General features: G+C 67.5%; 32 protein-coding genes and 1 pseudogene. 2 read left to right on the top strand and 31 right to left on the bottom strand.

Features of this window, described 5'->3' with window-relative positions; genetic code table 11:
- Nucleotides 1-1,028: pseudogene (locus ACWCQ6_RS21510) on the top strand (hypothetical protein); the annotation flags it as partial.
- Nucleotides 1,029-1,033: 5 nt separating this feature from the next.
- Here ACWCQ6_RS21510 and truA read toward each other — a convergent pair.
- The 31 genes from truA to rpsJ all read right to left on the bottom strand — a co-directional run bounded on the left by truA (nt 1,034) and on the right by rpsJ (nt 18,418).
- On the bottom strand, nt 1,034-1,888 hold the full coding sequence (gene truA, locus ACWCQ6_RS21505) for a tRNA pseudouridine(38-40) synthase TruA (protein ID WP_451091430.1): 855 nt from the start codon (nt 1,886-1,888) through the stop codon (nt 1,034-1,036).
- Nucleotides 1,889-1,985: 97 nt separating this feature from the next.
- Nucleotides 1,986-2,486: a 50S ribosomal protein L17 gene (rplQ, locus tag ACWCQ6_RS21500; RefSeq protein WP_072486706.1), complete on the bottom strand. Its 501-nt coding sequence runs from the start codon at nt 2,484-2,486 to the stop codon at nt 1,986-1,988.
- A 182-nt stretch (nt 2,487-2,668) separates the two neighbouring features.
- Nucleotides 2,669-3,691, bottom strand: a complete 1,023-nt coding sequence (locus ACWCQ6_RS21495; RefSeq protein ID WP_451091428.1) for a DNA-directed RNA polymerase subunit alpha — start codon at nt 3,689-3,691, stop codon at nt 2,669-2,671.
- 130 nt (nt 3,692-3,821) lie between these two features.
- Nucleotides 3,822-4,226, bottom strand: coding sequence for a 30S ribosomal protein S11 (rpsK, locus tag ACWCQ6_RS21490; protein ID WP_003956432.1), 405 nt, complete (start codon nt 4,224-4,226; stop codon nt 3,822-3,824).
- A 105-nt stretch (nt 4,227-4,331) separates the two neighbouring features.
- Nucleotides 4,332-4,712: a 30S ribosomal protein S13 gene (gene rpsM, locus ACWCQ6_RS21485; protein ID WP_018519286.1), complete on the bottom strand. Its 381-nt coding sequence runs from the start codon at nt 4,710-4,712 to the stop codon at nt 4,332-4,334.
- A gap of 194 nt (nt 4,713-4,906) precedes the next feature.
- Nucleotides 4,907-5,020 (bottom strand): 50S ribosomal protein L36, encoded by a 114-nt coding sequence (gene rpmJ, locus ACWCQ6_RS21480; protein WP_003956441.1) that lies wholly within the window; start codon nt 5,018-5,020, stop codon nt 4,907-4,909.
- Nucleotides 5,021-5,080: 60 nt separating this feature from the next.
- Nucleotides 5,081-5,302, bottom strand: a complete 222-nt coding sequence (gene infA, locus ACWCQ6_RS21475) for a translation initiation factor IF-1 (RefSeq protein ID WP_003956442.1) — start codon at nt 5,300-5,302, stop codon at nt 5,081-5,083.
- A 259-nt stretch (nt 5,303-5,561) separates the two neighbouring features.
- Nucleotides 5,562-6,398: a type I methionyl aminopeptidase gene (gene map / locus ACWCQ6_RS21470; RefSeq protein WP_451091427.1), complete on the bottom strand. Its 837-nt coding sequence runs from the start codon at nt 6,396-6,398 to the stop codon at nt 5,562-5,564.
- A 137-nt stretch (nt 6,399-6,535) separates the two neighbouring features.
- Nucleotides 6,536-7,192, bottom strand: a complete 657-nt coding sequence (locus ACWCQ6_RS21465) for an adenylate kinase (RefSeq protein WP_451091425.1) — start codon at nt 7,190-7,192, stop codon at nt 6,536-6,538.
- On the bottom strand, nt 7,192-8,511 hold the full coding sequence (gene secY / locus ACWCQ6_RS21460) for a preprotein translocase subunit SecY (protein WP_451091423.1): 1,320 nt from the start codon (nt 8,509-8,511) through the stop codon (nt 7,192-7,194). The genes ACWCQ6_RS21465 and secY overlap by 1 nt, the downstream gene beginning before the upstream one ends.
- Before the next feature lie 214 nt (nt 8,512-8,725).
- Entirely contained in the window at nt 8,726-9,181 is a 456-nt protein-coding gene (gene rplO, locus ACWCQ6_RS21455) for a 50S ribosomal protein L15 (RefSeq protein ID WP_018550610.1), read from the bottom strand.
- A 1-nt stretch (nt 9,182) separates the two neighbouring features.
- Nucleotides 9,183-9,365, bottom strand: coding sequence for a 50S ribosomal protein L30 (rpmD, locus tag ACWCQ6_RS21450; RefSeq protein ID WP_018550611.1), 183 nt, complete (start codon nt 9,363-9,365; stop codon nt 9,183-9,185).
- Nucleotides 9,365-9,970 carry a 30S ribosomal protein S5 gene (rpsE, locus tag ACWCQ6_RS21445; protein ID WP_072485533.1) on the bottom strand — a complete coding sequence of 202 codons (606 nt, stop codon included), beginning with the start codon at nt 9,968-9,970 and terminating at the stop codon, nt 9,365-9,367. The genes rpmD and rpsE overlap by 1 nt, the downstream gene beginning before the upstream one ends.
- A gap of 46 nt (nt 9,971-10,016) precedes the next feature.
- Nucleotides 10,017-10,400: a 50S ribosomal protein L18 gene (gene rplR / locus ACWCQ6_RS21440; RefSeq protein WP_093540756.1), complete on the bottom strand. Its 384-nt coding sequence runs from the start codon at nt 10,398-10,400 to the stop codon at nt 10,017-10,019.
- Nucleotides 10,401-10,402: 2 nt separating this feature from the next.
- Nucleotides 10,403-10,942: a 50S ribosomal protein L6 gene (gene rplF / locus ACWCQ6_RS21435; RefSeq protein ID WP_189544135.1), complete on the bottom strand. Its 540-nt coding sequence runs from the start codon at nt 10,940-10,942 to the stop codon at nt 10,403-10,405.
- Between the two features lie 21 nt (nt 10,943-10,963).
- Entirely contained in the window at nt 10,964-11,362 is a 399-nt protein-coding gene (gene rpsH / locus ACWCQ6_RS21430; RefSeq protein ID WP_005313538.1) for a 30S ribosomal protein S8, read from the bottom strand.
- Between the two features lie 224 nt (nt 11,363-11,586).
- Nucleotides 11,587-11,772, bottom strand: a complete 186-nt coding sequence (locus ACWCQ6_RS21425) for a type Z 30S ribosomal protein S14 (RefSeq protein ID WP_003956452.1) — start codon at nt 11,770-11,772, stop codon at nt 11,587-11,589.
- 2 nt (nt 11,773-11,774) lie between these two features.
- Nucleotides 11,775-12,332: a 50S ribosomal protein L5 gene (gene rplE, locus ACWCQ6_RS21420; RefSeq protein ID WP_189544134.1), complete on the bottom strand. Its 558-nt coding sequence runs from the start codon at nt 12,330-12,332 to the stop codon at nt 11,775-11,777.
- Nucleotides 12,332-12,655, bottom strand: coding sequence for a 50S ribosomal protein L24 (gene rplX / locus ACWCQ6_RS21415; RefSeq protein WP_073786786.1), 324 nt, complete (start codon nt 12,653-12,655; stop codon nt 12,332-12,334). Before rplX ends, rplE begins: the two co-directional genes overlap by 1 nt.
- Before the next feature lie 2 nt (nt 12,656-12,657).
- Nucleotides 12,658-13,026 (bottom strand): 50S ribosomal protein L14, encoded by a 369-nt coding sequence (gene rplN, locus ACWCQ6_RS21410; RefSeq protein WP_003966950.1) that lies wholly within the window; start codon nt 13,024-13,026, stop codon nt 12,658-12,660.
- A 107-nt stretch (nt 13,027-13,133) separates the two neighbouring features.
- A complete protein-coding gene (gene rpsQ, locus ACWCQ6_RS21405) occupies nt 13,134-13,418 on the bottom strand; it encodes a 30S ribosomal protein S17 (protein ID WP_030977953.1) in 285 nt (94 codons plus the stop codon).
- The gene (rpmC, locus tag ACWCQ6_RS21400) at nt 13,418-13,642 is read right to left on the bottom strand and encodes a 50S ribosomal protein L29 (protein WP_014047786.1); all 225 of its coding nucleotides are present in this window, start codon (nt 13,640-13,642) and stop codon (nt 13,418-13,420) included. The genes rpsQ and rpmC overlap by 1 nt, the downstream gene beginning before the upstream one ends.
- On the bottom strand, nt 13,642-14,061 hold the full coding sequence (gene rplP / locus ACWCQ6_RS21395) for a 50S ribosomal protein L16 (RefSeq protein WP_072485538.1): 420 nt from the start codon (nt 14,059-14,061) through the stop codon (nt 13,642-13,644). Before rplP ends, rpmC begins: the two co-directional genes overlap by 1 nt.
- Before the next feature lie 5 nt (nt 14,062-14,066).
- Nucleotides 14,067-14,909 carry a 30S ribosomal protein S3 gene (gene rpsC / locus ACWCQ6_RS21390; protein WP_451091420.1) on the bottom strand — a complete coding sequence of 281 codons (843 nt, stop codon included), beginning with the start codon at nt 14,907-14,909 and terminating at the stop codon, nt 14,067-14,069.
- Nucleotides 14,909-15,256, bottom strand: coding sequence for a 50S ribosomal protein L22 (gene rplV, locus ACWCQ6_RS21385; protein ID WP_009997296.1), 348 nt, complete (start codon nt 15,254-15,256; stop codon nt 14,909-14,911). The genes rpsC and rplV overlap by 1 nt, the downstream gene beginning before the upstream one ends.
- 43 nt (nt 15,257-15,299) lie before the next feature.
- The gene (rpsS, locus tag ACWCQ6_RS21380) at nt 15,300-15,581 is read right to left on the bottom strand and encodes a 30S ribosomal protein S19 (protein ID WP_189544132.1); all 282 of its coding nucleotides are present in this window, start codon (nt 15,579-15,581) and stop codon (nt 15,300-15,302) included.
- A gap of 12 nt (nt 15,582-15,593) precedes the next feature.
- Nucleotides 15,594-16,430 (bottom strand): 50S ribosomal protein L2, encoded by an 837-nt coding sequence (gene rplB, locus ACWCQ6_RS21375; protein WP_451091418.1) that lies wholly within the window; start codon nt 16,428-16,430, stop codon nt 15,594-15,596.
- Between the two features lie 40 nt (nt 16,431-16,470).
- Nucleotides 16,471-16,794: a 50S ribosomal protein L23 gene (gene rplW, locus ACWCQ6_RS21370; RefSeq protein WP_189544130.1), complete on the bottom strand. Its 324-nt coding sequence runs from the start codon at nt 16,792-16,794 to the stop codon at nt 16,471-16,473.
- Complete coding sequence (gene rplD / locus ACWCQ6_RS21365) at nt 16,794-17,444, bottom strand: 50S ribosomal protein L4 (RefSeq protein ID WP_451091416.1); 651 nt, start codon at nt 17,442-17,444, stop codon at nt 16,794-16,796. The genes rplW and rplD overlap by 1 nt, the downstream gene beginning before the upstream one ends.
- Before the next feature lie 7 nt (nt 17,445-17,451).
- The gene (gene rplC / locus ACWCQ6_RS21360) at nt 17,452-18,096 is read right to left on the bottom strand and encodes a 50S ribosomal protein L3 (protein ID WP_072485542.1); all 645 of its coding nucleotides are present in this window, start codon (nt 18,094-18,096) and stop codon (nt 17,452-17,454) included.
- 13 nt (nt 18,097-18,109) lie between these two features.
- The gene (gene rpsJ / locus ACWCQ6_RS21355; RefSeq protein ID WP_003948644.1) at nt 18,110-18,418 is read right to left on the bottom strand and encodes a 30S ribosomal protein S10; all 309 of its coding nucleotides are present in this window, start codon (nt 18,416-18,418) and stop codon (nt 18,110-18,112) included.
- A 538-nt stretch (nt 18,419-18,956) separates the two neighbouring features.
- On the opposite strand from rpsJ, the gene ACWCQ6_RS21350 reads away from it, so the two are divergent.
- Complete coding sequence (locus ACWCQ6_RS21350; protein WP_451091414.1) at nt 18,957-20,627, top strand: RNA ligase family protein; 1,671 nt, start codon at nt 18,957-18,959, stop codon at nt 20,625-20,627.
- Nucleotides 20,628-20,858 lie beyond the last annotated feature (231 nt).

Below are 20,858 nucleotides of genomic sequence, written 5' to 3'. Positions count from 1 at the left end.
TGCGCACGGAGCGCTGGGACGAGGCGCTCGACGCCTTCCGCAGCATCGGCACCCGCGCCACCAGGTATCCCTGGGCGTACTTCGGCGACGATCCGCGCCAGGAGTTCCTCGAAACCCGTTCCGGCACCCGCGTCCAACTGGCCTCCCGAACTCCCTTCTTCGGCCGTCCCCCGCAGCCTTGCACCGCACCGGCCCCCACCCCGGTCCGGGCGTCCGGCGCCCCCTGCGCGGTCGCGATAGCGGCGGCCCGCCCGGCGGACGTGGCGCAGGCCGCGCTGATGTGCGGCGTCTCGCTCCGTACCGCCCCCGCGACCGACACCCACACCTATGTCGAGGCCGTTGCCGACGCCCGCCCCGCCAAGCGCTCGGTCCTGTCCACCGAGGACCCGCTGACCACGGCGGCCGACAACTTCACCACCGGCGAGAAGTGGCCCACGCTGGTCCTGCGCCGCACCCCCGAACGCTGCGGGATCACACTGTTCCTCAAGGGCAGACCGCTGGCCGCCCACGAGTGGGACGCCACGTCCCCGGCCCCCGACCACGCCGCGGTCACCGCCACGGCCGAGGCCCTGGCCCGCGCCTTCGCCCTCCCGGACCCCCGCCCGCTGACGCACGTCCTGCGCTCCACCGGCAATCCGCCCCGCCACCAGGCGGACCTCCTGGCGGCGCTCTCCCTGCCCCCGCTCCCCCCGGGCTTCGGCGAGCGCCCGGACGTCCTGGACACCCTGCCGGGCGCCCGGGTGCTCACCCGCCGGGGACTGCTGGCCGGCATGCGCTCCGCGATGACCACCCGGGACGGCGAACACCCGGCGCCCCCGGGCGCCTACCGCCCCCGCCGGCCGCGCTGGTGGCTGCTGCGCACGCTGGGCCTGCTGCTCTTCGCGGCAGCCGCGGTGCACGGCTGGGCGACGCCCGGCGTCACCCCGGTCCACGCGACGGTGTACACGCTCGTGGCCCTGTACCTGGCCACCGCACTGACGCGCGCCTGGCGCCGGCGGCGGGCACGCACCGCGGCGGCCCCGGAGTAAGAGCGTCAGCAGCAGCCGCCCCCCGGGAGTGTGCGCACATTGCGCGCCTCCACGGCACGGGCGGCCAGCAACTCGTCGGCCGGGTAGGCGACTTCCTCCAGTGTCAGCCCGTGCGAACGCACCACGTGCACCCCGGGGTCGCGCACCCGGGCCGCGAGCACCTGGGCCGGCCACTCGGCCGGACGGCGCCCGTCCCCGACGAAGAGCGCCGCACCGATCAGCGCCCGGACCATGTTGTGGCAGAACGCGTCCGCCTGCACGGTCGCCGTCAGGATCCCGGTCGCCTCGTCCCGTTCCCAACTCAGTTTCTGCAACGTGCGGATGGTCGTCGCGCCCTCGCGCTTCCTGCAGTACGCGGCGAAGTCGTGCTCCCCGACCATCCGGGCAGCCGCCTCGTTCATGGCCGCCATGTCCAACGGCCGGTCGTGCCACAGCACATGACCGCGTACCAGCGGATCCACCCCGCCGGGACGGTCGGCGACGCGGTAGGCGTAACGACGCCACAGCGCCGAGAACCGCGCGTTGAAACCGTCGGGCGCCGGCGCGATCCGCCAGATCCGCACATCGGGCGCCATCCGCCCGGCCATCCGCCGCAGCAGCTTCTCCCCGTGCTCGGCCCACACCTCGTCCGGCAGGTCGACATGCGCGACCTGCCCCCGCGCGTGCACCCCGGCATCGGTCCGCCCGGCGACGGTCAGGTCGTACGTCCGCGAGGACCGCGTCACGGTCCGCAGCGCGTCCTCGATCTCCCCCTGGACGGTCCGCCTGGCGGTCTGCTTCGCCCAGCCCGAGAAGTCCTTGCCGTCGTAGGCCAGGTCCAGCCGCACCCGTACGAAGCCGGGCTCCACGTCGTCACTCACCCAAGGGTCCTTTTCCGCAGCTGCTCACAGGTACATACGGAACGGGCCCGCACCGCCCCGAAGGGTGATGCGGGCCCGTCCAGTGGTCTCAGAACGCTCAGGCGTCCTTGGACTCGGCGTCGTCGGCCGGCTTGGCGTCCTCGACGGCCTCGGCCGGAGCCTCGTCCTTCTTGAGGGCGTCTTCCTTGACCGCACGCTTCGTGGCGGCCTCGGCCTCACCGGTGGCCTGCTGGGCCACGGTCAGCGCCTCGACCAGCTCGATGACCGCCATCGGGGCGTTGTCGCCACGACGGTTGCCGATCTTGGTGATGCGGGTGTAACCACCGGGGCGGTTCTCGTACCGCGGGGCGATCTCGGTGAAGAGCGTGTGCACGACGCCCTTGTCCGTGATCGACTGCAGCACCAGGCGACGGTTGTGGATGTCGCCCTTCTTCGCCTTGGTGATGAAACGCTCGGCGACCGGACGCAGGCGACGGGCCTTGGCCTCGGTCGTGGTGATGCGGCCGTGCTCGAACAGCGACTTCGCGAGGTTGTTGAGAAGCAGCTTCTCGTGCGCGGCGCTGCCGCCCAGACGGGCACCCTTGGCGGGCTTCGGCATGGTGTTTCTCCTTGTGTGCTGCACCGGCCGTATCAGGTACCGGTGTCAGTTCCCGCGCGGCGGACGCCACACGGAAGTTCAAGAGCCGACGGGCACGGTCGAGCCCGTCCGGCGGTCGAGGGCAAAGCCTCACCCCGGTCCGGGGCACCCGCAAAAACCCGGGCGCCCCGGCCGGAGGCGTATCAGTACTGCTCGGTCTCCACGAAACCGGCATCCGCGTCGTCGTCCGCGCCGAACGCGTCCGCCGCGGCGGTCGGGTCGAAGCCGGGAGGCGAGTCCTTCAGCGCGAGGCCCATACCGGCCAGCTTCGCCTTGACCTCGTCGATCGACTTCGCACCGAAGTTGCGGATGTCGAGCAGGTCGGCCTCGGAACGAGCCACGAGCTCACCCACGGAGTGGATGCCCTCGCGCTTGAGGCAGTTGTACGAACGGACCGTGAGCTCCAGCTCCTCGATCGGCAGCGCCAGATCGGCGGCGAGCGCGGCGTCCGTCGGGGACGGGCCCATGTCGATGCCCTCGGCGTCGATGTTGAGCTCGCGCGCCAGGCCGAACAGCTCGACCAGGGTCTTACCGGCCGAGGCCATGGCGTCACGCGGACGCATGGCCTGCTTGGTCTCGACGTCGACGATCAGCTTGTCGAAGTCGGTGCGCTGCTCGACACGGGTCGCCTCGACCTTGTACGTGACCTTGAGCACCGGCGAGTAGATGGAGTCGACCGGGATACGGCCGATCTCCTGGCCCATCTGCTTGTTCTGGACGGCGGAGACGTAGCCGCGACCGCGCTCGACGGTCAGCTCCATCTCCAGCTTGCCCTTGCCGTTGAGCGTGGCCAGGACCAGGTCCGGGTTGTGCACCTCGACACCGGCCGGCGGGGCGATGTCGGCGGCGGTGACCAGGCCGGGACCCTGCTTGCGCAGGTACATCACGACCGGCTCGTCGTGCTCCGAGGAGACGACCAGCTGCTTGATGTTGAGGATGAGGTCGGTGACGTCCTCCTTGACGCCCGGCACGGTGGTGAACTCGTGCAGGACACCGTCGATCCGGATGCTGGTGACAGCGGCACCGGGGATCGAGGAGAGGAGCGTACGGCGGAGAGAGTTGCCGAGGGTGTAGCCGAAGCCCGGCTCCAGCGGCTCGATGACGAACCGGGAGCGGAACTCGTCAACGACCTCTTCGGTCAGCGACGGACGCTGAGCGATAAGCATGTTGCGTTCCTTCAGTCGTGGGCGCCCACTATTTGACGCCCCCAGATACTGACAAGGGTACGGGCGGCACGACCCCGAAGGGGCCGTACCGCCCGGACCCGCGAGCTACTGCCTGAAGCAGAGCCCGAAATCAGACGCGGCGACGCTTGGGCGGGCGGCATCCGTTGTGCGGGGTGGGGGTGACGTCCTGGATCGAGCCGACCTCCAGGCCGGTGGCCTGGAGCGAACGGATCGCGGTCTCGCGGCCGGAGCCCGGACCCTTCACGAAGACGTCAACCTTGCGCATGCCGTGCTCCTGCGCGCGGCGGGCGGCCGACTCGGCGGCCATCTGCGCGGCGAAGGGGGTGGACTTGCGCGAGCCCTTGAAGCCGACGTGGCCGGCGGAGGCCCAGGAGATCACGTTGCCCGAGGGGTCCGTGATCGAGACGATGGTGTTGTTGAACGTGCTCTTGATGTGCGCGTGGCCGTGAGCGACGTTCTTCTTTTCCTTGCGACGCACCTTCTTGGCTGCGCCCTGACGACCCTTGGGGGGCATGTCTTGACTCCAGATGGAGAGGGGAGGTGATCGGTCCTACAGCGAAGACCGCTGGTTGCTGCGGATGACCGGTGGCCCGGATGCCCGCAGTGCGTCCGCTGAGGACTACTTCTTGCCCGGCTTCTTCTTGCCGGCGATCGCGCGACGCGGGCCCTTGCGGGTACGAGCGTTCGTGCTGGTGCGCTGGCCGTGGACCGGCAGGCCGCGGCGGTGACGCAGACCCTGGTAGCAGCCGATCTCGACCTTGCGGCGGATGTCGGCCTGGATCTCGCGACGGAGGTCACCCTCGGTGCGGAGGTTGGCGTCCACGTACTCGCGGATCTTGACCAGGTCCTCTTCGGCCAGGTCGCGAACGCGGGTGTTGGGGTTCACGCCCGTGGTGGCGAGAATCTCCTTGGACCGGGTGCGCCCGATACCGAAGACGTAGGTGAGGGCAACCTCCACGCGCTTTTCGCGCGGGATGTCAACACCTGAAACGCGTGCCATTCAATGGCTCCAGTTGTTCATTCGGGGGTCTTCCGCAGTGCCGCTCCCGATCGCCGACCCCTCACAGGGAGAGGTGGTACGCCCGGGTCCCCGGCCCCCACCGGAGGTGTCGTCAGCCGAAGCTTGGACGGACTCTGCGTATGTACGTATTACGTGCGTCGCGCGAAGTGCTGCGAGATGCAGGGGGTCGTACGTCAGCCCTGGCGCTGCTTGTGGCGCAGGTTGTCGCAGATGACCATGACCCGACCGTGACGGCGGATCACCTTGCACTTGTCGCAGATCTTCTTGACGCTCGGCTTGACCTTCATGGGATGTCAGGTTCTCCGGGTCAGTGCCGTCACCGCGCGGAAGCGGGGTGGAGGCAAGATCTACTTGTAGCGGTAGACGATCCGGCCACGCGTCAGGTCGTACGGAGAGAGCTCCACGACGACCCGGTCATCCGGAAGGATTCGGATGTAGTGCATCCGCATCTTGCCGCTGATGTGCGCGAGGACCTTGTGACCGTTCTGGAGTTCCACCTTGAACATGGCGTTCGGGAGGGACTCGATCACGGTGCCCTCAATTTCGATGGCACCTTGCTTCTTGGCCACGCTTCGCCTTTCGAATCGGCTACCTTGATCGACTCTCGACATCGCATGCGGACACACTGATGCACGACAGCCGACGAGTCAGTCTACGTCAGCGAACCCCAAAAGACGAATCCGTCAAGTTTGCCCACCCGAGGAGATCCTTAGACCTCCACAAGCAGGTCAAATCGCCCGAGTGCCGTCAGCGGACGGGGTCTCCCCTGGTCCTCAAGGCCTTGGGGAGGGATCCGGCGCCGTCTCGATCCCGGCCCCTCCCCCACGCTCAGCCCAGCGGATCCGGCGCCGCCTCGATCCCGTACTGCGCCAGCTTCGCCTTGCCGCAGTCCGGGGCGGTCAGCACCAGGGGGCCCTGCTCGGTGAGGGCGATCGAGTGCTCCCAGTGGGAGGACCAGGTGCCGTCCGTCGTGATGACGGTCCAGTCGTCCTGGAGCACCTCGGTCCGCGCCGTACCGAGCGAGACCATCGGCTCGATGGCCAGGCAGACACCGGGAACGAGCTTGATGCCCTTGCCGCGCTTGCGGGCGACGTAGTTCAGCAGGTGCGGGTCCATATGCATCTCGGTGCCGATGCCGTGGCCGCCGTAGTCCTCGATGATCCCGTACTTGCCGGTGGCGGGGCGGGGCTGGCGGCGGATGTAGGACTCGATCGCCTTCGAGATGTCGACCAGTCGGTTGTTCACCTTCATCGCGGCGATACCGGCCCACATGGACTCCTCGGTCACCCGGGAGAGCTCGACCAGCTCCGGAGCGTGACCGGTGCCCACGAAGGCCGTGTAGGCGGCGTCGCCGTGCCAGCCGTCGACGATCGCGCCGGCGTCGATGGAGATGATGTCGCCGTCCTTGAGGACGGTCTTGCCGTCCGGGATGCCGTGGACGACGACCTCGTTGACCGAGGTGCAGATGGTCGCGGGGAAACCGCCGTACCCGAGGAAGTTCGACTTCGCACCGTGATCGGCGATCACCTTGCGGGCGACCTGGTCCAGGTCGAGCGTGGTGGCGCCGGGCACCGCCGCCTCGCGGGTGGCCGCGTGAATGGCAGCGACCACCAGCCCCGCCTCGCGCATCTTCGCGATCTGCTCGGGGGTCTTGATCTGCACCATTGCGTGGCGCCTCTCTGCATCGGACTGCGTCGAACGGTGACGTCTGCGGCGTACTCACACAACGATACGGCGCAAACAGTCGGCCGCGGCGCCCATGGACGCCGCGGCCGACTGCACAGGTACTGCGGGTGTTTCGCTCAGCCCTGGTCGGACTTGAGCGCCTCCATCGCCCGCTCGGTCACATCGTTGACCTTGCCGAGCGCGGAGATGGTGACCACCAGGTTCTGGGCCCGGTAGTAGTCGATGATCGGCTCGGTCTGCGAGTGGTAGACCTCCAGCCGGGTGCGGACCGTTTCCTCGGTGTCGTCGTCGCGCTGGTACAGCTCGCCGCCGCAGACGTCGCAGACACCCTCGGCCTTCGGCGGGTTGTACGTCACGTGGAAGACGTGCGAGCCGTCGTTCCGGCAGATCCGGCGGCCGGCGATGCGCTTGACCACCTCGTCCTCGGGAACTTCCAGGTCCAGGACCGCGTCGAGCTTGGTGCCCTCGTCCTTGAGCATGGCGTCAAGGGCCTCGGCCTGACCCACATTGCGCGGGAAGCCGTCCAGCAGGAAGCCGTTCACGGCGTCCGGCTGGGACATGCGGTCCTTGGCCATCCCGATGGTGACCTCGTCCGGCACCAACTGACCTGCGTCCATGAAGGCGCGGGCCTGCTTGCCAAGGTCGGTGCCCTGGCTGATGTTGGCGCGGAAGAGATCGCCCGTGGAGATCTGCGGAATCGACAGGTTCTTGGCAAGGTACGCAGCCTGCGTTCCCTTGCCGGCACCGGGCGGCCCGACGAGGACGATTCGCATCAGCGGAGGAACCCTTCGTAATTGCGCTGCTGGAGCTGACTCTCGATCTGCTTCACGGTCTCCAGACCCACACCCACGATGATGAGGATGCTCGTCCCGCCGAACGGGAAGTTCTGGTTGGCGCCACCGAAGCCTGCCAACGCCATCGTCGGCACAAGAGCGATCAGACCCAGGTACAGCGAGCCCGGCCAAGTGATCCTGTTGAGCACGTAGCTCAGGTACTCGGCAGTAGGTCGACCAGCCCGGATACCCGGGATGAAGCCACCATACTTCTTCATGTTGTCGGCGACTTCCTCGGGGTTGAACGAAATCGCCACATAGAAGAAGGCGAAGAAGACGATCAACAGGAAGTACGCCGTGATGTAGATCGGGTGGTCACCCGTGACGAAGTTGTCCTTGATCCAGGTCGCCCAGCCCGCAGTGGAGTTGGAGAACTGGACGATCAGGGCGGGGATGTACAGCAGCGAAGAAGCGAAGATGACGGGAATCACACCCGCCTGATTGACCTTCAGCGGAATGTACGTCGACGTACCGCCGTACGACCTGCGGCCGATCATGCGCTTCGCGTACTGCACCGGGATACGGCGCTGGGCCTGCTCGACGAAGACGACGAGGGCCACCATCACGAAGCCGATCAGGATGACGGTGCCGAACTCGATCCAGCCGTCGGCCAGCTTGCCGCTGGTCTTGATGGCCCACAGGGAGCCGGGGAAGCTGGCGGCGATCGAGATGAACATCAGGATCGACATGCCGTTGCCGATGCCGCGGTCGGTGATGAGCTCACCGAGCCACATGACGGCCGCGGTGCCCGCGGTCATCGTGATGACCATCACGATGGTCGTGAAGATCGACTGGTCCGGGACGATCTGATCGGCGACCGGGCAGCCGCTGAAGAGAGCGCCGCTGGTGGCGGTGGCCACCAGGCCGGTGCCCTGGAGGATGGCGAGCGCGACGGTCAGATAACGCGTGTACTGCGTGATCTTGGCCTGGCCGGACTGCCCCTCCTTCTTGAGCGTCTCCAGTCGGGGGATGACCACGGTCAGCAGCTGAAGAATGATGCTGGCAGTGATGTACGGCATGATGCCGAGCGCGAAGATCGTGATCTGCAGCAATGCACCACCGCTGAACATGTTCACCAGGCCGAAGAGGCTGTTGTTGCCCTTACTGGCCTGATCAACACACATCTGGACGTTCTCGTAACTCACTCCCGGTACGGGGATGTGTGCCCCGAGCCGGTAGATCACGATGATGCCGAGCGTGAAGAGCAGCTTCTTGCGCAGGTCGGGCGTCTTGAACGCCCGGGCGAACGCGGTGAGCACGGTGCCTCCTGCGACCCCCGCGCAGAGCGAAGAGGTGACGGTCTTGAGGATCGACGAATACGTAAAGAGTCAAAGTCCCCGGGCGGGCGCCCAGGGGTTACCACACAACGACGCACGCCACCTTACCGGCGACCATGCCCCCCTAGGAACGACCAACCGGGGATGCCCCATATGAGAGGCATCCCCGGTCGGATGTTCAAGCCATCGAGTTGTCTCAGACGAGCTCGGTGACGGTGCCGCCGGCGGCGGCGATCTTCTCCTTGGCGGAGCCGGAGACGGCGTCAACCGAAACCTGCAGCGCCACGGAGATCTCGCCCTGTCCGAGGACCTTGACGAGGTGGTTGTTGCGCACCGCACCCTTGGCGACCAGGTCGGCCACGGTGACCTCTCCACCCTCGGGGTAGAGCGTCGCGAGCTTGTCCAGGTTCACGACCTGGTACTCGGTGCGGAACGGGTTCTTGAAGCCCTTGAGCTTCGGGAGACGCATGTGGAGGGGCATCTGCCCACCCTCGAAGCGCTCCGGAACCTGGTAACGGGCCTTGGTGCCCTTGGTGCCACGACCGGCGGTCTTACCCTTGGACGCCTCACCACGACCCACACGGGTCTTGGCGGTCTTGGCGCCCGGGGCGGGCCGGAGGTCATGGGCCTTCAGCGGCTTGTTCTCCGCCATGTCAGTCGACCTCCTCAACCGTCACGAGGTGGCGGACGGTGTGCACCATTCCGCGGAACTCGGGGCGGTCCTCCTTGACAACCACGTCGTGCAGGCGCTTGAGCCCGAGCGAACGCAGGGTGTCGCGGTGGTTCTGCTTGCTGCCGATGTACGACTTCGTCTGCGTGATCTTGAGGCGAGCCATTACGCACCCGCTCCCGCACGCGCACGAAGCAGGGCCGCGGGGGCGACGTCCTCGAGCGGCAGACCGCGGCGGGCCGCGATCTCCTCGGGACGCTGCAGGCCCTTGAGGGCCTCCACGGTCGCGTGCACGATGTTGATCGCGTTGTCGGAGCCGAGCGACTTCGACAGGATGTCGTGAACGCCGGCGCACTCCAGAACGGCGCGCACCGGGCCACCGGCGATAACACCGGTACCGGGGGAAGCAGGCTTCAGCAGGACGACGCCCGCAGCCTTCTCGCCCTGGATCGGGTGCGGAATGGTGCCCTGGATGCGCGGGACCTTGAAGAAGTTCTTCTTGGCCTCTTCCACGCCCTTGGCGATGGCCGCGGGAACTTCCTTGGCCTTGCCGTAGCCGACACCGACGGTGCCGTCACCATCGCCCACCACGACCAGCGCGGTGAAGCTGAAGCGACGACCACCCTTCACAACCTTGGCGACGCGGTTGATCGCGACAACGCGCTCAACGTACGCGGTCTTCTCGGCGGCAGCTGCGCCGCCGTCACGGCCCTTCCGGTCCCGCCGCTCGCCGCCACCGGCACCGCTTCCGCGGCGCTGGGGTCCAGCCATTGGAATTACCTCTCTCTGTTACGTCCGCTGTGCGTAGGAACCGGGCTCAGAACTTCAGACCGGCTTCACGGGCGGCGTCAGCCAGAGCGGCAATCCGCCCGGCGTACTGGTTACCACCGCGGTCAAACACGACGGCCTCGACGCCTGCGGCCTTGGCGCGCTCAGCGACCAGGGCGCCGACCTGCTTGGCCTGGGTGCTCTTGTCGCCCTCGCCACCACGGATGGAAACGTCCAGGGTCGACGCCGACGCGAGCGTGTGGCCCGCGATGTCGTCGATGACCTGGGCCACCATGTGGCGGTTGGACCGCGTCACGACCAAGCGCGGACGCTCCGGCGAACCGGAGATGTGCTTGCGGACACGGATGTGGCGACGCTTGAGGGCGGCACGCTTGTAGGCGTCGCCCTTGGCGATCTTCACGCCGTATGCCATGGCTACTTACCAGCCTTTCCGACCTTGCGGCGGATGACCTCGCCGGCGTACTTGACGCCCTTCGCCTTGTACGGGTCGGGCTTCCGCAGCTTGCGGATGTTGGCCGCCACTTCGCCGACCTTCTGCTTGTCGATTCCCTCGACGGACAGCTTGGTCGGGGACTCGACCTTGAAGGTGATGCCTTCCGGCGCCTCGACGACGATCGGGTGGCTGTAGCCCAGGGCGAACTCCAGGTTGGAGCCCTTCGCCTGGACGCGGTAACCGACACCGCTGATCTCGAGCGCCTTGCTGTATCCCTGGGTCACACCGGTGATCATGTTCGCCACCAGCGTGCGGGACAGGCCGTGAAGGGCCTTGTTCTGACGCTCGTCGTTCGGGCGGGTGACGCTGAGGAAGCCGTCCTCGCCCTTGGTGACCTCGATCGGCGACGCGACGGTGTGCGTGAGGGTGCCCTTGGGCCCCTTCACCGCGACCGTGCGGCCATCGATGGTGACGTCCACACCGGCGGGAACCTGGATGGGGAGCTTGCCGATTCGCGACATGAGCTATTCCTCCGTTCCCGACTACCAGACGTAGGCGAGGACTTCCCCACCTACGCCCTTCTTCTGAGCCTGCTGGCCGGTCAGGAGACCGTGGGACGTGGAGATGATCGCCACGCCCAGGCCACCGAGGACCTTCGGCAGGTTGGTGGACTTTGCGTATACACGCAGACCCGGCTTCGAGATGCGCTTGATGCCGGCGATCGAACGCTCGCGGTTCGGGCCGAACTTCAGCTCCAGGACGAGGTTCTTGCCGACCTCGGCGTCCTCGACCTTCCAGCCGGTGATGAAGCCCTCCTGCTGGAGGATCTCCGCGATGTGCGACTTGATCTTGCTGTGCGGCATCACGACGGAGTCGTGGTATGCCGAGTTCGCGTTACGCAGACGCGTGAGCATGTCTGCGATGGGATCAGTCATGGTCATGAATTGGCCTTCGGCCTCTCTCGCCGGGGTTTCCTGTATGCGCCATCCCTCTCCCCACTCAGAGGCGGGACGGGTGCGGTGCGGGGACCTACGGCGTAGTAAGTCGGTCTTGGACGGCAGGCGCCCAATCCCACAAGCCTACGGCATGTGAGGGCGGGCTCCTGCCGACCAGATGCTTACCGAGAGCTTCCGTCAATTCCCAACGCCCAAAGGGCGAAGGAGAATTACCAGGAGCTCTTGGTCACGCCCGGCAGCTCGCCACGGTGAGCCATCTCACGAAGGCACACGCGGCACAGGCCGAACTTGCGGTAGACGGAGTGGGGCCGGCCGCAGCGCTGGCAGCGGGTGTACGCGCGAACGCCGAACTTCGGCTTACGGGCGGCCTTAGCGATCAGAGCCTTCTTCGCCACGGTCAGTTCTCCTTGAACGGGAAGCCGAGGTGACGAAGGAGGGCACGACCCTCGTCGTCGTTGGTCGCCGTGGTGACCACGGTGATGTCCATGCCCCGGACCCGGTCGATCTTGTCCTGGTCGATCTCGTGGAACATGACCTGCTCCGTGAGACCGAAGGTGTAGTTGCCACGGCCGTCGAACTGCTTCGGCGACAGACCACGGAAGTCACGGATACGCGGCAGCGCGAGCGACAGCGTACGGTCCAGGAACTCCCACATGCGGTCACCGCGGAGGGTGACGTGGCAGCCGATCGGCTGACCCTCGCGCAGCTTGAACTGCGCGATGGACTTGCGGGCCTTGGTCACGGCCGGCTTCTGACCGGTGATCGTGGTGAGGTCGCGCACGGCGCCGTCGATCAGCTTGGAGTCGCGGGCGGCGTCGCCCACACCCATGTTGACCACGATCTTGACGAGACCGGGGATCTGCATGACGTTCTCGTACGAGAACTCCTCACGCAGCTTGCCGGCGATTTCCTCGCGGTACTTCGTCTTCAGACGCGGAGTGGTGGTGGTAGCCATCAGATGTCCTCACCCGTCCGCTTGGCAACGCGGATCTTGTTGCCTTCGTCGTCGAAGCGGTAACCGACGCGCGTGACGACCTTCTTGCCGTCCTTCTCCACGACGAGCTGAACATTGCTCACGTGGATCGGGGCCTCGGTCGTGACAATGCCACCGGTCTGCGAACCGCGAGCGGTCTGACCGGCCTTGGTGTGCTTCTTGACCCGGTTGACACCCTCGACGAGGACGCGGTCCTGAGCGGGGTAGGCCACGATGACCTTGCCCTGCTTGCCCTTGTCCTTACCGGTGATGACCTGAACCAGGTCGCCCTTCTTGATCTTCATGCTTACAGCACCTCCGGCGCGAGCGAGATGATCTTCATGAACTTCTTCTCGCGCAGTTCCCGGCCCACCGGGCCGAAGATGCGGGTGCCGCGGGGGTCACCGTCGTTCTTCAGAATGACGGCGGCGTTCTCGTCGAAGCGGATGTACGAGCCATCCTGACGGCGACGCTCCTTGACGGTGCGAACGATGACGGCCTTGACGACGTCACCCTTCTTCACGTTGCCACCGGGGATCGCGTCCTTGACGGTGGCGACGATGACGTCACCGATGCCCGCGTAGCGGCGACCCGAACCACCGAGAACACGGATGGTGAGGATTTCCTTCGCACCCGTGTTGTCGGCGACGCGAAGTCGCGACTCCTGCTGGATCACGTCTATCTCCTGATCGTCTGCCGGTTCCCGGCGGGGGCCGCTCCGTCACCGGAGCGAGCCCCCGCCGAGCCTGGCGGAACTTGCCTGAGGGGAATGCCCCTCAGGAATTACTTGGCCTTCTCGAGGATCTCGACGACGCGCCACCGCTTCGTGGCGGACAGCGGCCGGGTCTCCATCAGGAGGACGCGGTCGCCGACGCCGGCGGCGTTCTGCTCGTCGTGCGCCTTGAGCTTGTTGGTACGGCGGATGACCTTGCCGTACAGCGCGTGCTTGACGCGGTCCTCGACAGCGACGACGACGGTCTTGTCCATCTTGTCGCTGACGACCAGACCCTCACGGGTCTTGCGGAAACCGCGGTCGGTGTTGGTCTCAGTCACAGTCTTCTCGCTCATCAGACGCTCTCCACCGTCTCGATGCCCAGCTCACGCTCGCGCATCAGGGTGTAGATCCGGGCGATGTCCTTACGGACGGACTTGAGCCGACCGTGGTTCTCGAGCTGCCCGGTCGCCGCCTGGAAGCGGAGGTTGAACAGCTCTTCCTTGGCCTCGCGGAGCTTGTTGAGCAGCTCCTCGTTGCCCAGCTCGCGCAGCTCGGACGCCTTGGTTCCGGCCGACATCACGCCTCACCTGCCTCGCGCCGAACGATGCGGCACTTCATCGGAAGCTTGTGAGCAGCGCGGGTGAGCGCCTCACGAGCAATCTTCTCGTTCGGGTAGGACAGCTCGAACATCACGCGACCCGGCTTGACGTTCGCGATCCACCACTCGGGAGAACCCTTACCGGAACCCATGCGGGTCTCGGCCGGCTTCTTCGTCAGGGGACGGTCCGGGTAGATGTTGATCCAGACCTTGCCGCCACGCTTGATGTGACGGGTCATCGCGATACGAGCTGCCTCGATCTGACGGTTCGTCACGTACGCCGGGGTCAGCGCCTGGATGCCGTACTCGCCGAACGCAACCTGCGTGCCACCCTTGGACATACCGCTGCGCTTCGGGTGGTGCTGCTTGCGGTGCTTGACCCTACGGGGGATCAGCATTTCGGTCAGGCCTCCGTTCCGGTGCTCTCGGCAGCCGGAGCGGCAGCGGCAGGAGCCTCGGCCTTGGGGGCCTCGGCGGCCTGAGCCGACTGCTGCTGCGGCTTGCGACCGCGACCGCCACGCTCGCCACCGCGGCCACCGCGGCCGGCCGGGCGGTCGGCGCCGCCACGGGCCGGGCGGTTGCCGGCGCGGGCAGCGGCGTTCTCGGCGCGGACCTCGGCGATGTTCTTGACGTCGCCCTTGTAGATCCAGACCTTCACACCGATGCGGCCGAAGGTCGTCTTGGCCTCGAAGAAGCCGTAGTCGACGTTCGCGCGGAGCGTGTGCAGGGGCACACGGCCCTCGCGGTAGAACTCCGAGCGGGACATCTCGGCGCCACCGAGGCGGCCACCGCACTGGATCTTGATGCCCTTGGCGCCGGCCTTCATCGAGCTCTGCATGCTCTTGCGCATGGCACGACGGAAGGAGACGCGGGAGGAGAGCTGCTCGGCGACGGCCTGGGCCACCAGCTGAGCGTCCACCTCGGGGTTCTTGACCTCGAGGATGTTCAGCTGGACCTGCTTGCCGGTCAGCTTCTCCAGCTCGCCACGGATGCGGTCGGCCTCGGCGCCACGGCGACCGATGACGATGCCCGGGCGGGCGGTGTGGATGTCAACGCGGACGCGGTCGCGGGTGCGCTCGATCTCGACCTTGGAGATGCCGGCCCGCTCCATGCCCTTCGTCATCATGCGACGAATGGCGACGTCTTCCTTGACGTAGTCCTTGTACAGCTTGTCGGCGTACCAACGGGACTTGAAGTCCGTGGTAATGCCGAGCCGGAACCCGTGCGGGTTTACCTTCTGGCCCATTACCGGGTTCCTTCCTTGCTGCTGACGACCACGGTGATGTGGCTGGTCCGCTTACGGATCCGGTAGGCACGGCCCTGAGCACGCGGACGGAACCGCTTCAGGGTCGGGCCCTCGTCCACGTACGCCTCGCTGATGACCAGCGTGGAGGCGTCGGTGTGGTCGTAGTTGTGTGCGGCGTTGGCGATGGCGCTGTCCAGCACCTTGCCAACCGGCACGCTCGCGGCCTGCGGGGCGAAACGCAGGACCGCCTGAGCCTCCGTGGCGTCCATGCCACGGATGAGGTCCACCACGCGGCGGGCCTTCATGGGCGTGACGCGGATGTACCGCGCCTGGGCCCTGGCTTCCATGGTTGTCCCTTCGGTGTAAGTCATAGTCGTTTCCACCCCGCGGTTAGCGGCGCTTCGACTTCCGGTCGTCCTTGACGTGGCCGCGGAAGGTGCGAGTCGGCGAGAACTCGCCGAGCTTGTGGCCGACCATCGACTCGGTGACGAACACCGGGACGTGGATCTTGCCGTTGTGCACCGCGATGGTGTGACCCAGCATGGCCGGGATGATCATCGAGCGACGGGACCAGGTCTTGATGACGTTCTTGGTACCGGCTTCGTTCTGAGCGTCCACCTTCTTCAGGAGGTGGCCGTCAACGAAGGGTCCCTTCTTGAGACTGCGCGGCATCTAAACCCGCTCCTAGCGCTTCTTGTTCGTCTTGCGGCGGCGGACGATGTACTTGTTCGAAGCCTTCTTCGGCGAACGAGTACGACCCTCCTTCTGACCCCACGGGGAGACCGGGTGGCGACCACCGGAGGTCTTGCCCTCACCACCACCGTGCGGGTGGTCAACCGGGTTCATCGCGACACCGCGGACGGTCGGGCGAACGCCCTTCCAGCGCATGCGGCCGGCCTTGCCCCAGTTGATGTTCGACTGCTCGGCGTTGCCGACCTCGCCGATGGTGGCGCGGCAGCGGGCGTCGACCAGGCGGATCTCACCCGACGGCATACGAAGGTGGGCCATGGAGCCCTCCTTCGCCAGCAGCTGCACGGAGGCACCCGCGGAACGGGCGAACTTCGCGCCGCCGCCGGGCCGCAGCTCGATGGCGTGGATGGTCGTACCGACCGGGATGTTGCGCAGCGCCAGGTTGTTGCCGGGCTTGATGTCGGCGGCCGGGCCGTTCTCGACACGGTCGCCCTGCGACAGGCCACGCGGCGCGATGATGTAGCGCTTCTCGCCGTCCGCGTAGTGCAGGAGCGCGATGCGCGCGGTGCGGTTGGGGTCGTACTCGATGTGCGCGACCTTGGCCGGCACGCCGTCCTTGTCGTGACGACGGAAGTCGATCACTCGGTAGGCGCGCTTGTGGCCACCGCCCTGGTGGCGAACGGTCACACGACCGGTGTTGTTACGGCCGCCCTTGTTGTGCAGGGGGCGGACCAGCGACTTCTCCGGCGTGGACCGCGTGATCTCGACAAAGTCGGCGACGCTGGAGCCACGACGGCCCGGGGTCGTCGGCTTGTACTTGCGGATACCCATTTCTCAGTCCTCGTCCGATTTCGGACGATCCAGACCGCCCTTAGGCGGTCGGACCGCCGAAGATGTCGATACGGTCGCCCTCGGCGAGGGTCACGATGGCGCGCTTCGTGTCGGCGCGCTTGCCGAAACCGGTGCGGGTGCGCTTGCGCTTGCCCTGCCGGTTGATCGTGTTGACCCCGGTGACCTTGACCGAGAAGACCGCTTCCACGGCCTGCTTGATCTGGGTCTTGTTGGAGCCGGGCGCGACGATGAACGTGTACTTGTTCTCGTCGAGCAGCGCGTAGCTCTTCTCGGAAACAACCGGCTTGACGAGAACGTCGCGCGGGTCCGAGTAGGTCTTGCTGGTAACGGTCGCCTCGCTCATCAGGCGTCGCTCCCTTCGGTCTCAGCGGTCTGGGGGCCAGACACGAAGGACTCGAGGGCGGCCTGGGTGAAGACCACGTCGTCAGAGACGATCACGTCGTACGTGTTCAGCTGGCCCGGCTCCAGGATGTGCACCTGGGGCAGGTTGCGGGCGGACAGCCACGCGGCCTCGTCGGAGCGGTTGGCGACCAGGAGCAGGTTCTTGCGCTCCGAGATCTTGCCGAACAGCGTCTTGGCGGCCTTGGTGGAGACGGCACCCTCGACCACGCCGGTGACGACGTGGATGCGGGAGTGACGGGCCCGGTCCGAGAGGGCACCGCGCAGGGCGGCGGCCTTCATCTTCTTCGGGGTCCGCTGCGAGTAGTCACGCGGCACGGGGCCGTGGACGACGCCACCGCCGGCGAACTGCGGCGCACGGGTCGAACCCTGGCGCGCGCGGCCGGTGCCCTTCTGGCGGTACGGCTTGCGCCCACCACCACGGACCTCGCCGCGGGTCTTGGTCTTGTGCGTGCCCTGACGGGCCGCTGCCAGCTGCGCGACAACGACCTGGTGGATCAGCGGAACGCTGGTCTTGGCGTCGAAGATCTCCGCGGGGAGCTCGACGGTCCCGGCCTTGTCGCCTGCCGGCGAAAGGATGTCAATGGTGCTCATCGGTTCCTCAAGCCCCCTTGGCCGCGGTGCGGACCAGGACGAGGCCGCCGTTCGGACCAGGGACTGCGCCCTTGATGAGGAGCAGACCCTTCTCCGCGTCAACCGCGTGGATGGTCAGGTTCTGGGTGGTGACCCGCTCGTTGCCCATACGACCCGCCATGCGCATGCCCTTGAAGACACGGCCGGGGGTGGCACAGCCACCGATGGAGCCGGGCATACGGTGCACACGGTGGGCACCGTGGGACGCCTTGCCACCCTTGAAGTTGTGACGCTTCATCACACCGGCGAAGCCCTTGCCCTTGCTCTTGCCCGTGACGTCGACCTTGACGCCGGACTCGAACACCTCGGCAGTGACTTCCTGGCCCAGCGTGTACTCGCTGGCGTCAGGGGTGCGGAGCTCCACCAGGTGGCGGCGCGGGGTCACGTCGGCCTTGGCGAAGTGGCCCTTGAGGGGCTTGTTCACCTTGCGGGGGTCGATCTCGCCGAAGGCGATCTGGACTGCCTCGTAGCCGTCGTTGTCGTTGGTGCGGACCTGGGTGACGACGCAGGGCCCGGCCTTGACGACGGTCACCGGGACGACCCGGTTGTTCTCGTCCCAGACCTGGGTCATGCCGAGCTTCTCGCCCAGGACGCCCTTAATGTTCTTAGCCATCTCGCGCGTCACCTCAGAGCTTGATCTCGATGTCGACGCCCGCCGGCAGGTCGAGACGCATCAGCGAGTCAACCGTCTTCGGCGTGGGGTCGAGGATGTCGATGAGGCGCTTGTGCGTGCGCATCTCGAAGTGCTCGCGCGAGTCCTTGTACTTGTGCGGCGACTTGATGACGCAGTACACGTTCTTCTCAGTGGGCAGCGGCACCGGGCCCGCGACCGACGCACCAGTGCGGGTCACCGTCTCGACGATCTTCTTCGCCGAGGAGTCGATGACCTCGTGGTCGTAGGCCTTGAGCCGGATGCGGATCTTCTGTCCCGCCATGGCTACTAGTAGTCCTGTCTCTCGTAACGCTCTGGAACCCGGGAGCTCTGACGACTCCACCTCCGACCCACGCGGTCGGGCGTGTCGCATCCCCTCTACGCAGATCTCCCGAAGGATTTCCCAACCAAGGGGGTGCGGGCCCGAGGACCGCAGGACCGGGGGCGGAACACCCACCGGGTGCCTGGCCGGTGCCCCACTGACGCTTCCCGGAAGATTCCCGTACGTCCGACCCGCAAGGGGTCGACGAGTACTGTGGGACTCGCTTCCGGTCCTCCCGGCGGGAGGCGCGCAGCATTGACACTCAACCGAGCAACCTGGTCAGTGTGCCATACGGGGCGTGAGCCTGGCCAATCGGGCGGAGGATCTTACCCGCCGTGGTCGGTCGGTCAAACGCGGGCGTGCAGTGGGAGCAGTGCCGGGCGTCCCCATCGTAATTGGGTCGAGCGGTACGCACCGCTTCGTAATTGGGTCGAGCGGTACGCACCGCCCTGCCTACAGTGACCGGCCGGGCCGGCCGTCGTCACCAGGGGTATCGATCATGCGTACGCACTATCCGCGCACCGCCCATCTGCCCTGGTCCCCCGGGGCCACCTCGGACGATGTGCGGATCGCCGGTCTCGCCGCGCTGACCGGCCGCGAGATCGTCGTCACCGAGAAGCTGGACGGCGAGAACACCACGCTCTACGCCGACGGGCTCCACGCCCGCTCCCTCGACTCCGCCCACCACCCCTCTCGGGGCTGGGTGAAGGCGCTCCAGGGCCGGGTCGGGGCGCGCATCCCCGACGGGTGGCGGGTCTGCGGCGAGAACATGTTCGCGCGCCACTCGATCCCGTACGACGGCCTGGAGAGCTTCTTCTACGGATTCTCCGTCTGGGACGGGGAGCGCTGCCTGGACTGGGACCGGACCGTGGAGTTCCTGCGGGGGCTGGGGATACCCGTGCCGCCCGTGCTGTGGCGCGGAATCCTCGACGCCCGCGCCGAAAAGGCGCTGCGGGCACTGAAGTTGGACACCGGACGGCAGGAGGGGTACGTCGTACGGCCCGCGGACGGCTTCGGGGCGGCGGACTTCGGGCGGCTGGTGGCCAAGTGGGTGCGGCCCGGCCACGTGCAGACCAATACGCACTGGATGCACGCCGCCGTCGTGGAGAACGGGCTCGGCCCGGCCGCCGCCCTGTGGGCCGTACGGTCCGGAGCGCCGGTCGACGCGGCCGCGCTGACCGCCGCCACGGGCACGGACTCGGGGGACGCCGGGGCCGCCCGCGCGATGGCCGACGCCCTCGACGCGCTGGGCCGGACGGGTGAGGACCGGCTGACCGGGGTGCTGGCCGCGCTGCTGCACCGGTCCCGCCGCCCCGCACTCGCGCCCGCGCTGGCCCCCGCGCTCGGGATGCCGCTCGCCCGCCGCGTCGCGGACCTCGTCGGGCTGCACCCCGGGCTGCACCGCCCGTACCCGGACGAGGAGCGCCGCACCGGACTGGTCAGGATGTCGTTCGCCGCCGATCTGCCGCTGCTGCACGCGCTGGCCGCCGCGGTGGCGGACACCGCCGAGGCGCGCGAGCAGGTGGAGTGGTCGGCGCTGCACGCGCAGGACGTGGCGGAGCCGGCCGGGCTGCGGGAGGCCTTCGCCGCCCTGGAGCCCGACGCCGCGGACCGCTGCTGGGCGCAGGCCCGGGAGGCGTACGCCCTGGGCCGGGTCACCACCGCCGAGGAGGCCGTCGCCGCGACCTGGCGCTGGCGGTCCGGGGACTTCCCGCGCCTGGTCCAGCTGGTCGGCCCGTCCGGCAGCGGCAAGAGCACCTTCGCGCGCGCCCTGCCCGGCGTCGACACTTGTCTCTCGCTCGACGACCTGCGCCTGGCCCGGGGCTCGCGCGCCGACCAGAAGGCCAACGGGGAGGTGCTGCGCGAGGGGCTCGACCGGCTGGACGCGGCGCTCGCCGCGGGCGGCACGGTCGTCTGGGACGCCACTTCACTCAACGTGCACCAGCGCTCCCTGGTGCACGCGGTCGCCCGGCGCAGGAACGCGCTGCTCACCCACGCCGTGGCCCTGGTCGACGAGGCGGAGCTGATCCGCCGCAACGAACGCCGCGGCCACCCCGTGCCACCCGGAGTGCTGACCTCGCAGCTGCACAGATTCGTGCCCCCGTACCCCGGCCAGGCGCACCGCACCTGGTACATCGGCGCGAGCGGAACCGTGGAGGACAGGGCGTAGGGCCTGTCCGGCGGATCAGGGTCGGACAGGGCTCGGCGTCCAGTGCGGTGCATCGCAAGACGCCGGAGCGTCTTGACAGCGGAGCTGCTCGGACGTTTCGGCAACGCCGCGAGGCACCGCACCAGACGCCGCGACCCCGGTCATGACCCGCCGGACAGGCCTCTGGGGCCTTCCGTCCGGATCGGGCCGGATCGGGGAGCGGGGTCCGGTGCTGTGGATCGCACGGCGGCG

It is taken from the genome of Streptomyces sp. NPDC001880 (assembly GCF_053594575.1).
This window is presented reverse-complemented; position numbering and strand designations above follow the sequence as displayed.